This window comes from Paenibacillus sp. FSL H8-0317, from assembly GCF_045040685.1.
Lineage (GTDB): Bacteria > Bacillota > Bacilli > Paenibacillales > Paenibacillaceae > Paenibacillus.
Genome location: NZ_CP150294.1, coordinates 6,121,270 through 6,133,763, shown reverse-complemented (window position 1 = coordinate 6,133,763; position 12,494 = coordinate 6,121,270). Strand labels below are relative to the sequence as shown.

The window sequence follows — 12,494 nt, the reverse complement described above, 5'->3', positions numbered from 1 at the left end:
CAAGCATCATCTACGGCACATTATTATAGGAACACCAAAGAACCGCAAGCCTCTGTGAAGAAGGCTTGCGGTTCTTTTTGTAATTCAATGGGTTTCTCTTCGGCTTTAAGACCTAAGATCCACCAGTACGGCGACGTTGGTTGTTAGGCTTCTTGTTGTTTTGACTCTTCATCGCTTTAGGTCCGCCTTCAAAGTAGGCGCTGGATTGGTTACCGGAATTTGCTTGTTCTTTCTTTTGCGCCAGCTTTTGGCGTATAGCATCCTGCAAACTGACCTTTTTCGGTTCGTTATTTTCGCTCATCGTTATTTCCCTCCCGGTCTTACAGTGAGCCGTCCAAATTGGACGGGATGTACCTATTTTATACGTTTTACAAAAGCCCTACAAGGGCAACCTGATAAAATGCTCAAAACCTTTGGTTTTACCCGGGCCAACATTTTTTCTCATTAACTACAGCCCTGCCGTCTGGCAACTTTTTTTCGGCTTGCCTACAGCAATGCAGCTTGGCAACACTGTTTCTGTAGACCCACACGCTCCACATTTGTTAACATGGAAAAACCGTAATACGAAACGTTAAAGGGGTGTCGCCCGGTTTGAACGCTTATGAAGAAATTCGAAAAGGGGAGCGAGGGGCTTGGGTTAGTATTGCAGCCTATCTCGTCTTGTCCGCTTTTAAGCTGATCTGTGGATATTTATTTGCTTCCAGCGCCTTGCTGGCCGATGGTTTTAATAACCTTACGGATATTGTGGCATCCGTTGCTGTATTGATCGGGCTTCGGATCTCCCAGAAACCACCTGATTCGGATCATGCCTATGGTCATTTTAGAGCGGAGACGGTTGCTGCCTTGGTGGCTTCGTTTATTATGGCTATGGTTGGGCTGCAAGTATTGGTTGAAGCCGTTCGCTCCTGGTATGAAGGAGCCTTTGTTGCTCCAAATCTGTGGGCGGCAGCGGTGGCTGTAGTCTGTGCCGTTGTGATGTTAGGTGTATATCGTTACAATAACCGTCTGGCTAAACAAATTAATAGTCAGGCTCTGATGGCTGCGGCGAAAGATAATCGATCGGATGCCTGGGTCAGCATAGGTGCTGCAATTGGAATTATAGGTGCGCAGTTCGGACTTCCATGGCTGGATAAAGTAGCTGCCATTGCTGTAGGTCTGTTGATCTGCAAGACGGCTTGGGAGATTTTCCGGGATTCTACACATCGTCTTACGGATGGATTTGACCAGAAGGAACTGACGGATCTCAGATCCTCCGTAGCACGCGTTCCCGGTGTTGAGATGATCAAGGATGTGAAGGCACGTGTGCATGGCAGTCATGTACTTGTGGATGTAGTCATTGAAGTGGACGGAGGCCTAAGCTTGATTGAAGGCCATCAGATCTGTGACCGTGTTGAAGAGCGGTTGAAGCGATCGCATAACATCATGCATGTACATGTTCATGTGGAACCAAAGACGGAAGAAGTCACAAGGAACTCATGAACAGGGAGTGAACATCTTGGAAAATCAAAAGAGGACAGCCGCGATTGTGCGTGCTGTCCTCTTTACTTATCATTAGAACGATTATACGATGTTATTGAATGGCAACGTGGATCCACGCTTTGCCTTTCCACGTGTATACTTGTACCCACTCGCCGCCATCGAATCCATCAACAACTTCACCTGTTGTATCGATGACTTGGGAGCCTAATGCACCGATTGGTTTACCGTTAGGAGCATCATAGAACCAAGTGCGCTCCAGAAGGTTCAGCAACATCGTTGGTGCCAGTACTTCATCGCCTGGTTTGACGAGTGGCTCTTCAAACATTTTGTCATCTGTAGTTGTAGCTGGCGTTTCAGTTGTAGTTGAAGTACCTTCTGCACCTGTAGTGTCTGTTGTTGTACCTGTTACAGTCTCAGCAGTACCTTCTACTGTTTCTACAGCAGGTTTGTTCACTTCAACAGCTGGAGTTGTTGTGGTCGTTGTCGTTGTTGTAGCTTCTGTTCCTTTTTCCGGATTCACCGTTCCAGTAACCGCTTCCTCAGCACCCGCAGCAGCAGCCATCGAACCCATCAACGTTAAAGCAGCGGCAAAACTTACGATTTTTTTCATTTTGTTTTTCCTCCTCGGTAGGTATGTAAAATGTTGTCCTGATTACAAGTAACCAAGCAAGCACCCTTATGAATCACAAATTATAACAATATTTTCTTGCATTCTCCAGTGTCAACTGGCTCATATGTGGGTATATAGCAAGCCTGTAAATATCATACTTCGGTGGGATAAAACCGGGTTGGCTATCTCAAAAAGGTCCTGATTTTTTTGGGATTCATACGAGAGCGGATTGGAATAAAGCAGAAGGGAGTGCAATACATAGTATAGAAAAGTTGAACTATGCCTGAACGCACAAAAGCCAATCGGCTTGGTAGCACGATCGGCTTTTGTATGTATTCGTTTAGTAAACACTCAGTCATATCAGAGCCTGAGGTTATCGCATTCGGCTGCGTCCCGTAATCAGGGAGATTACGAACAGTACAACAAAGATGAAGAAGAGTACTTTCGCGATTGAAGCAGCTGCTTCAACAATACCGAAGAATCCAAAAATACCTGCTACCAGTGCAATAATTAGAAATAATACAGACCATTTCAACATAAGTATTCATCCTTTCGTTACTTGATTGTGCAGTGAGTTGTGTTCACCTCACCGCCTTGTGTAGTCTAACTTTAACCGAGTGCTAACCGCTTGAAACATTGGTTTTTTTTCCAAGCGAAGGCATATATGAAGGGATATATAATATTGTTTCGTCCGGGAAATCGCCGGGTAACTATAGCAATAACAAACTGATGCACATATGGAAAGAGAGGTTCTTCTATGATCTATCAAATTAGCGTGGCCCTGATTGCAGTGGCATTTGCAGTACTGGTATTCTTTTTAATTCGTACCTTGAAATCCGCTCAGGGTTCTCTGGACAATGTCTCACAAACATTGCAGGAGGTACAGAAAACCATTGATGAACTTAGTTATGAAGTGAAGCAGACGGTAAGACATGCCAATGATATTACGGTGGATGTACAGCACAAAATGAAAAAAATTGATCCTGTTATGGAATCTGTTGAGAATCTGGGTGAAGTGTTGAATGAAGTGACGGCAGCAGCCAAACAAGTCTCCACAACACTGATGGCGAAATTTCAGACCAAACGTAACAACGCTGAACAGACCAAGCATGCTGAATCGGTTCATGTAACTGCACCGCCTGCTACATCAACGGATCGTACCCTGCAATCCTATGAAGCTACATATAATGGTGAAGCTAAGGGCGGGAAAAACTGGATGAAGTATATTGATCTTGCAGCGAATGTATGGCAACGGATGCGCAAGTAACATGACCGCTTTGTAACCCATGAAGAAGCCTTCAGAGCGGTGATGAACCTGATGAAAGGGTGAGAATCATGATGAAACTACTGCTTGTGATGTTTAGCGTAATTTCTCCCTTTTCCGTTCAACCGGCAGCGGTACCCGCTGCTCACGATATGCAATGGACGGCAATGGAAGAGAAGGCGTCAGAGGTAACTCTGGCTGTTAATCGATCCGAGACTTTCCAGCATTTTCGGACTCTGAATGGTATTTCTTTGGATGACACTATGGATGATTTGTTGGCCAAGAAGGGCCAACCGGGGCATAAACAGGAAGATCCTTATCTGGGGTGTCCTGAATATCACTTTCATGATGTGAAGGTTGGCTTGTGTGAAGATACGGATGTCATTCAATATGTGCATATCGATGCATCTGAGAATCACATCATGTTAAACGGAAAGAGAATTGAGATGAATATTGAAGCGTTCCATCATGCTCTTGGGAAACCTTATTATGTGGCAGAGGACGGAGAAGTGTTTCTCCGTGGAGACCAGGCTCTGAAAGTATATATGAAGTCAGGATCTCAGCAGATTGAAGGCATTGATCTTTTTGATGATACAGTTTCCTAGGATTGGTTATTACCGAATCGTTTCAACCCCATATAGTATGGTTATATACTAAGTAGCGCGATACAGAAGATTAAATCAGAGGAGAGTGGAAACGATGAATTCAACCAATGAGCAAGCTTATGCAAAAGTGGTAGAAAACGGAGTCCAGGCGGTAGAAGCGGTGAAAGAATTGCAGATTACCGGATACCTTCCTGATCAAATCTTTGTTCTCGCCCATGAGAAGGATCGTACAGATCGAATTGCCGATACAGCAGATGCCAAAGAAATTGGCATTAAGGAAGAAGGAGTATTTGATTCCTTGGCGAATCTGTTCCGCTCACGTGGTGATGAACTCCGGGCCAAAATTGTTTCGATGGGCTTTACCGAAGCCGAAGCGGACTTCTATGAGAGTGAACTCGACAAAGGTAAAGTACTCGTTATTGCTAAAAAGAAAGATTAACCCGATATACTTGCAAGTTGAAGTTTGCTGAACATGGACAAGCTTCTGAATCATTTATGTAAAATGCTTAATCAAAAACATAGATAAGGAATGGGGCTTTCCCCATTCCTTATCTATGTTTTTGCAAGTTTGGAAGCGGGATCAGGACGCTGCAAAAACAGGGTAACGAGCGGGGGTTTTCCCCTGCGATGGTGCCATTTACTGATAAAGGATGTTCATAAAGTCCGCTTTTGATTACGAAGGATGCCTATCGGCATCATCAGCATCGAATATGGAATTCAGCCGAAATGTCCGTTGCTCACGTAGTTTTCCCTACGCTCCGCTACTCCATTTCTAGCTTTATCCCATCTTCTCGGTACTGAAAACAGGTCTTTTTGAACACGTATTAATAGAAGTTTTTTGTTTTTACGATTATAGTTATACTAGGAATTATTATGTCTACTGCCGTTTTGTATGCAAAATTTGTATAATCAACGTTCGTTTTAACTTAATAAGAATCGACAAACCCGGACGCCACAGATAAGGAGATATCAATGAGAATACTTATTGTTGACGACAATCCGACGAATGTCATTATCATTCGAGAAATTCTGAAAAAAGAAAACTATCGTGACATTGCAACGGCGAGTTCCGCCATGGAAATGTTTGAAGTGTTGGGAATTGGGGAGGAAAGCAACGAACTTCGTCCAAAACCGTCGGATATTGACCTGATTTTGCTAGATATGATGATGCCCGAGATGGACGGCATCGAAGCCTGCAGTATTGTGCAGAAATTTGAGAATCTGAAGGATATACCGATTATTATGGTGACTGCCATCGGGGACTCCAAGAAACTTGCCGAAGCATTGGATGCAGGTGCATCTGACTATGTGACCAAACCGATTAATAAAGTCGAACTGATGGCCAGAATTCGACTCGCACTTCGTCTGAAACAGGAGAAGGATTGGCATAAAGAGCGTGATCAACGTATTCAGGATGAGCTCAAGTTGGCAGCGATGGTCCAAAATGCTGTTTTAAGTCCGGCAATTAGGGACCCGCTGTTCCAAGTGCATGCCATCTATAAACCATCCTTTGAGCTTGCGGGTGATCTGTATTCTTGGTACCCCCTTGGGGAAGGCCGTTACGGAGTACTGCTGCTCGACATGATGGGACACGGGATATCTTCATCCCTGTTTACCATGTTTATCGCTTCTGTGTTGAAAGATACGGTTACCACTTATGTGGATCCAGAGAAGGTCATTCAGGAGTTGAACCGTCGTTTTAACCAGCTCCATCTGGAAAAACAATTGGTGCAGTATTATTTCACGGCCATTTATCTGGTCGTTGATACACGGATGAAGCGCATTGATTATGTTAATGCAGGGCATCCACCTGCTTTATTTTTCCGAAACGACGGCAGTGTCACCACATTTGACAGTGTCTGCTGTCCTGTTGGTTTATTTGACAAAATGGATATTGAACCACAAACGATCCATTACGAGGGTGACGGGCATATTGCACTCTATACGGATGGATTATTGGAAGCTGTTCAGGGCGGGCAGGAAGAACAACATGAATTCCTGATTGAAAAACTGACCGGGTCACATCAGTGGAATGAAGCTGCCATGCAGGCCATGTTTTTTGATGACGAAATTCCCCAGGAGCGGGATGATGATAAATGTCTGGTCTGGATTACTTTGGATAAAGGGGCGGGGGATGAATGAAGATCAGGAATAAACTGCTGATTGGTTTTACCGCTCTGATGGCCATTTTGATCGTGCTCACGTTTGTGAGTTATGAACGGCTGAACAGCAGTAATCAACAGATAGATCAGATGTATCAGGAACGTTATCTCAAAGTAAGATTCACTTCTGCTGCACGCGGAGAGGTTAATGACATCGCTAAAGTGCTGGCTAACTTGTTATTGAATCCAAACAACTCGACTGCAGCAGCAGACGCTGACCTGAAGGAGATGAAGGATCGAGGCGATCGCAACCTCGTTGAAGTAAGAGACCGAGCAGACAGTGCACCTGAACATCAACTGGTGGATCGTGTGAATACTGCGTGGACGGCTTATACCTCCTATGCAACGAGACAGATCAACCTGATGTCCCAAAGCAGGGTAGAAGATGCGAATAACTACCGCAATTCAACAGGACTTGCGGTGCAAAAAGAAGCTGTGGATAGTTTGAATGCTCTGTCCCGTTATCAGGACCAAGAGATTGATGCCGAGATCAAGAACGCTAATGCAGCGTATACGAGAGCTGTACAGATCACGATAAGTATCATGATTGCAGGGTTGTTGCTTGCATTGGGTGTCATTATGTGGGTGCTGCCGAGTATTACACGGGGTCTGAACACTGTATCTATGATGATTACCAGCTTTGGTAAAGGGCGTTACCGAACCATTCGGCGCATTCAGGTCAAATCCAAGGATGAAATTGGTCAGATTGCCAGTGTGTTCAAAGATGTATCCAATGATCTGGAAGAAAAACTGGAAATCGAGAAGGCTTATGTACAGGCTCAGCAGGATCAAAACTGGATGAGTTCAAACATCGCAAGAGTCCCGGAGCTGCTTCGGGGGATTGGCTCCATTCGCCAAATTTCACAGATGTTTATCAGTGAGTTCACACCTGTGCTTGGCGCTCAGTTGGGTGTCGTCTATCTGATCGATGAGGAGAAACATCCCGACGAATTGAGACGTTACGGTGCATACGCATTTGAAGAGAACGAAGATGTTGGTAAAGAAATGTATCGCATCGGTGAAGGCCTGATTGGTCAAGCCGCGCTGGATATGACACCGATTATTCTGGAAAATACGCCTGAAGATTACGTGCATATTGGTTCAGCTTCAGGCTCAACACGTGCTGCGGGTATCATGATCTATCCTGTCGTGTTTGAAGATGAACTGATTGGTGTAGTTGAAGTGGCTTCCTTTGAAGGTTTCAATGAACTTCACAAGCAGTTGTTCACACAACTGATTATGAACCTGGGCGTAATTTTGAACAACGTTCGACGTCGTTTGCGTGTGGAGGAGCTGCTCCGTGAATCCCAGGCACTGACTGAGGAACTGCAGGTTCAATCGGAAGAATTGCAGACACAGCAAGAAGAACTTCGTCGTTCCAATGAGAATCTGGAGGAGCAGACAGAGGCACTTAAACGTTCCGAGGAATTGCTGCAGCGTCAGCAGGAAGAACTGGAGCATTTCAATACGGAGCTCATTGCCAAGACGCGGGCGCTTGAAGAGCAGGTACGTGAAGTTGAAGAGAAGAATGACGAAATTGAGAAAACGAAGACACAGTTGGAACAGCAAGCTACACAGCTGTCGATGACAAGTAAGTACAAGTCCGAATTTTTAGCGAATATGTCACATGAACTCCGTACACCATTGAACAGTCTACTCATTTTGTCCCAGTTATTGTCGGAGAACAAGGGTGGAAATCTGACTGACAAACAGCAGGAATATGCGCAAACCATCTACATGTCGGGCGCGGATCTGCTGAAGATGATTGATGAGATTCTGGATCTGTCCAAGGTGGACGCAGGCAAGATGGATATCAATTATGAGACAGTTCGAATGGAAGAACTGACCAGCTTTGTTCAGCAGAACTTTGGACCGATGGCGAATAAAAAGGAACTGAACTTGAATATTGAGTTCGACAGCGATCTACCGGAATGGGTATACACTGACAGTCATCGCGTGAAACAGATTTTACGGAATTTGTTGTCAAACGCATTTAAGTTTACCAATCGAGGTTCGGTTAGTCTGATTGGACGACGGATGAAACCGGAAGAGCTGCCGGGTTATATGAACACCAATCAGGAATATCTCGGATTCAGTGTGAAAGATACGGGCATTGGCATTCCATCGGACAAGACGGATCTGATCTTTGAAGCGTTCCAGCAAGTAGACGGGACCACAAGTCGGAAATACGGTGGAACTGGCCTGGGATTGTCCATTAGCAGGGAACTGGCACGTTTGCTTGGTGGCGCAATCCAGGTGGAATCATCCGAAGGGGAAGGTAGCTGCTTTACCTTGTACCTGCCGGATAATCATGAAGAGGAAGCCTTGGCAGAGGAAGGTGCTTCAAGAGAAGCGGCTGTTTCCTCAGAGGATCTTTATGAACAGTCCATCGAAGCACGGACCATGTTTTCAAGTCATCAGTCCATTCTCTCTCCTGATCCGGAGCGTAGCGTGGGTACAGATCTGTCTCCTACCCATACTCCAGATGTCACACAGATCGAAGATGATCGGGAGAATATCATGGAGAGTGACAAAATCCTCCTCATCATTGAGGATGATGTGAACTTTGCACATATTTTGATGGATATGGCGAGAGGAAGAGGCTTCAAAGCACTTGTTGCCCTTCAAGGTGATAAAGGACTTGAAATGGCACGTCAATATCTGCCGGATGCCATTATCCTGGATATTCAATTGCCGGTGATGGATGGTTGGACCATTCTGGGCGAGCTGAAGAGCAGTTCGGCAACACGCCACATTCCGGTTCATGTGATTTCAGTCATTGATGATATGAAGCAAGGTCTGATGATGGGCGCCATTGCGTATCTGAAAAAACCTTCGAGCAAGGATTCACTGGATAAAGCATTCTCGCATATCAAATCATACACCGAGAATCAATTGAAACGACTGTTGATCGTCGAAGATGATGAAATTCAGCGTAAAGCCATTATTGAATTGATTGGTCATGATGATGTTGCAATCACCGCTGTATCGACAGGTAGTGAGGCTTTGAATGAATTACACAGCCAGCGTTATGACTGTATGGTACTTGATCTGATGTTAACGGATATGACCGGGTTTGAGTTGCTTGACCAGATTCGCGATGATGAATATCTGAACGATCTGCCGATTATAATTTATACAGGCAAAGAACTGGATTCCAAGGAAGAAATGAAGCTGCGCAAATATGCGGAATCCATCATTATCAAAGATGTGAAGTCACCGGAACGTTTGCTGGATGAAACTACATTGTTCCTGCATCGGGTAGAAGCCAATTTGCCGGAAGACAAGCGTCGAATCTTGCAGAAACTACACAACAAGGAAACGTTGTTTGAAGGCAAGAAAATATTGCTTGTAGATGACGATATTCGTAATGTATTTGCCCTTTCAAGTGTTCTTGAAGGCTATCGGATGGATGTGACGTTTGCTGAGAACGGACGAGAGGCTTTGGAGATTTTGGACAAAAATCCGGAGTTTGATCTGGTACTGATGGATATGATGATGCCAGAGATGGACGGTTATGAAGCGATGACACGAATCAGACAGATCCCGCAGTTTGAAAAGTTGCCGATTATTGCGCTTACGGCCAAAGCCATGAAAGAGGATCGCGGCAAATGTATTGAGGCCGGAGCATCTGATTATGTGAAAAAACCGATCCAGACAGATCAATTGTTATCCTTAATGCGCGTTTGGCTGTATTCGTAAGTTCATTATTCGTATGTTCATTGTTTGGGTAATGAAAGACAATACAACGAATACGCAAGTAACAAATGAAGAAGTGGAGAGAACTTATGACACCGTGGGAACCTACCGAGACGGGGGCAGATTTGGTCCGTATGCCGCAAGATGAAGAGCGCGAGCTGATCGAGATTGAGTTGCTGCTGGAAGGCATGCACCGTTTATATGGATATGATTTTAGAAACTATGCACTGCCATCCCTGAAACGAAGAATCTGGCATCATGCACATGCTGAAGGTGTTAAGAGCATATCCGGCTTACAGGAACGTGTTCTTCATGACCGTTCCGCGTTTGACCGTTTTGTACAGAACTTATCCATCCCTGTAACGGAAATGTTTCGAGATCCTTCGCTTTTCCGAATGTTTCGGGAGCAGATTATTCCTATCCTGAGAACCTATCCGTATATCCGAATATGGCATGCGGGATGCTCTACGGGAGAGGAAGTTTATTCCATGGCCATCATGTTGCATGAGGAAGGACTGTATGACAAGGCGAGAATCTACGCAACGGATATGAATGATCGCTCTTTGCAACAGGCCAAAGAAGGCGTATACGGTATTGAAAAAATGAAACTATTTACTACAAATTATTTGGAGGCAGGGGGTACCAGAGCCTTCTCCGAGTACTATACAGCGAAATACAATTCGGTGATATTTCATCCTTTTCTACGGAAGAACATCATTTTCGCCGAGCACAACCTGGCAACAGATCGGTCATTTAACGAGTTCAATGTTATCTTTTGCCGTAATGTCATGATTTATTTTAATGATGAACTGCGGAACCATGTGCATGGGCTGTTTCATGAGAGCTTGAGCCACTTTGGTATTCTGGTTCTGGGGTCGAAAGAATCGATACATTTTACAGAGTTCAGTGATACCTATGAGCCGTTAGACCGGACCGAAAAAATATACCGGAAGATCAAATAGGGGGTTAGGGTTAGCCATGGGGCTCAATGAACCAATCCACATATTATTGGTAGATGACCGCCCTGAGAACTTGCTTGCTCTTGAAGCAGTTCTGGAATCGGAACAATATAAACTCGTTAAGGCAACTTCCGGAGAAGAGGCACTCCGCTGTCTGCTAAAAGACGAATTTGCGGTTATCGTTCTCGATGTGCAGATGCCTGGAATGGACGGAATTGAGACAGCAAAGTTAATTAAGGCACGGGACAAGTCCAAGGATGTGCCGATTATATTCATCTCTGCCAATAGCAGAGAAGCGGAGCACTTGTTTGCCGGATATTCAGCCGGGGCCATTGATTACATGGTTAAACCATTTATTCCTCAGATTTTGAAATCCAAAATCGAGGGCTTTGTGGAGATGTTTATCACCAATAAACGTTTGAAGACACAGACCATGCTTCTTCACCAGAAGACACAGGAACTGGAGAAAATGAACCAACAACTCATTCAGGCCAAGGAAGAAGCAGAAATTGCAGCCAATGCAAAGACCGAGTTCCTGGCAATGATGAGTCATGAGATTCGTACACCGATGAACGGAGTTATCGGCATGGTTGATCTGCTGATGGAAACGGAACTGAGGGAAGACCAGAAGGAATATGCAGATATCGTTCGTCGCAGCGCAGATGCACTTGTCACGGTCATCAACGACATTCTTGATTTTACCAAGATGGAATCCGGCAAAATGGAACTTGAAGAGCATCCTTTTGAAATTGTCTCCTGTATTCGGGAAGTGCTGGGATTGTTTGCTGCAGAAGCAGGCAAAAAGAACCTGGAACTGGATTATTTCCTGGAAGATTCTGTCCCTGAATTAATCTATGGAGACATGGCAAGGCTCCGCCAGGTTCTCTTGAATCTTATTGCAAATGCGATCAAATTTACCGATCAGGGTGGAGTGTATTTGATCGTGTCGGTTAAGGAAGAAAAGGATGGGCAAATGGCATTGGAGTTTGCCGTTAAAGACACTGGGATAGGTATCGCTTCAGACAAAGTGGATCGCCTGTTCCAGCCGTTTTCCCAGTTGGATACATCCATGACACGTAAATACGGTGGAACTGGCTTAGGACTGGCAATATGCAAGACTCTGGTTGAAATGATGGGTGGACAGATCTACCTGGATACAACAGAGCAACGGGGAGCAACGTTTGTATTCACAATTCAGGCGAAACGTTATGTAGAAACTGAACTGGTCCAGAGGAACGGGGAAGAGAAACCAACGGATGTGAAAAATGAGAATAAATATCCTACGGTATTAATCGTGGATGATCATCCTATTAACCAGAAGTTGATGGCGATTATGCTCGGTAAACTTGGGTTGCTCTCAGACATTGCTGAAGATGGGCAGACCGCACTCGATATGGTAAACGGCAGCCGTTATCCCTATGACTATGTGTTTATGGATCTGCAGATGCCTGTTATGGACGGTTTGGAATGTACACGACGGATTCGAGAGAGCCTGTCCCAGTCCAATCAGCCAATCATTATAGCGATGACTGCTAACGTGATGGAAGGTATTCAGCAACGCTGTATTGCTGCCGGCATGGATGATTATATTAGTAAACCGGTAAAAATGGGCAATGTAAAACAAAAAATAGCCCAGTTTCAGAAACAACGACAAATGTTAGACCCAGGTCCCTCAGCCATGAATCAGGCCAATTGAAACATTTTCCAAACTCCTTT

General features: G+C 44.8%; 11 protein-coding genes. 8 read left to right on the top strand and 3 right to left on the bottom strand.

The features are described 5' to 3' along the window. Nucleotides 1-112: 112 nt before the first annotated feature. Nucleotides 113-301, bottom strand: a complete 189-nt coding sequence (locus tag MHB43_RS27610) for a hypothetical protein (protein ID WP_017692261.1) — start codon at nucleotides 299-301, stop codon at nucleotides 113-115. 290 nt (nucleotides 302-591) lie between these two features. Between MHB43_RS27610 and MHB43_RS27605 the strand changes: the two genes are divergently transcribed. Next, on the top strand, nucleotides 592-1,479 hold the full coding sequence (locus tag MHB43_RS27605) for a cation diffusion facilitator family transporter (protein WP_076212666.1): 888 nt from the start codon (nucleotides 592-594) through the stop codon (nucleotides 1,477-1,479). A 91-nt stretch (nucleotides 1,480-1,570) separates the two neighbouring features. Here the strand turns inward: MHB43_RS27605 and MHB43_RS27600 are convergent, their stop codons facing one another. Both MHB43_RS27600 and MHB43_RS27595 read right to left on the bottom strand, forming a co-directional pair. Continuing rightward, entirely contained in the window at nucleotides 1,571-2,089 is a 519-nt protein-coding gene (locus MHB43_RS27600; RefSeq protein ID WP_339179422.1) for a hypothetical protein, read from the bottom strand. Between the two features lie 373 nt (nucleotides 2,090-2,462). Then, a complete protein-coding gene (locus MHB43_RS27595) occupies nucleotides 2,463-2,627 on the bottom strand; it encodes a DUF1328 domain-containing protein (protein WP_017692264.1) in 165 nt (54 codons plus the stop codon). Between the two features lie 219 nt (nucleotides 2,628-2,846). Between MHB43_RS27595 and MHB43_RS27590 the strand changes: the two genes are divergently transcribed. The 7 genes from MHB43_RS27590 to MHB43_RS27560 all read left to right on the top strand — a co-directional run bounded on the left by MHB43_RS27590 (nucleotide 2,847) and on the right by MHB43_RS27560 (nucleotide 12,474). After that, entirely contained in the window at nucleotides 2,847-3,356 is a 510-nt protein-coding gene (locus MHB43_RS27590; protein ID WP_076212664.1) for a DUF948 domain-containing protein, read from the top strand. A gap of 68 nt (nucleotides 3,357-3,424) precedes the next feature. Further along, complete coding sequence (locus tag MHB43_RS27585) at nucleotides 3,425-3,958, top strand: hypothetical protein (RefSeq protein ID WP_221820798.1); 534 nt, start codon at nucleotides 3,425-3,427, stop codon at nucleotides 3,956-3,958. 94 nt (nucleotides 3,959-4,052) lie between these two features. Continuing rightward, nucleotides 4,053-4,397 carry a general stress protein gene (locus tag MHB43_RS27580; protein ID WP_076212661.1) on the top strand — a complete coding sequence of 115 codons (345 nt, stop codon included), beginning with the start codon at nucleotides 4,053-4,055 and terminating at the stop codon, nucleotides 4,395-4,397. 533 nt (nucleotides 4,398-4,930) lie between these two features. Beyond that, complete coding sequence (locus tag MHB43_RS27575; RefSeq protein WP_221820800.1) at nucleotides 4,931-6,100, top strand: PP2C family protein-serine/threonine phosphatase; 1,170 nt, start codon at nucleotides 4,931-4,933, stop codon at nucleotides 6,098-6,100. Continuing rightward, the gene (locus MHB43_RS27570) at nucleotides 6,097-9,822 is read left to right on the top strand and encodes a response regulator (RefSeq protein ID WP_339179413.1); all 3,726 of its coding nucleotides are present in this window, start codon (nucleotides 6,097-6,099) and stop codon (nucleotides 9,820-9,822) included. The genes MHB43_RS27575 and MHB43_RS27570 overlap by 4 nt, the downstream gene beginning before the upstream one ends. An 86-nt stretch (nucleotides 9,823-9,908) precedes the next feature. Continuing rightward, a complete protein-coding gene (locus MHB43_RS27565; protein ID WP_074096446.1) occupies nucleotides 9,909-10,781 on the top strand; it encodes a protein-glutamate O-methyltransferase CheR in 873 nt (290 codons plus the stop codon). 16 nt (nucleotides 10,782-10,797) lie between these two features. Then, nucleotides 10,798-12,474 (top strand): response regulator, encoded by a 1,677-nt coding sequence (locus MHB43_RS27560; protein ID WP_339179410.1) that lies wholly within the window; start codon nucleotides 10,798-10,800, stop codon nucleotides 12,472-12,474. Nucleotides 12,475-12,494: the final 20 nt, after the last annotated feature.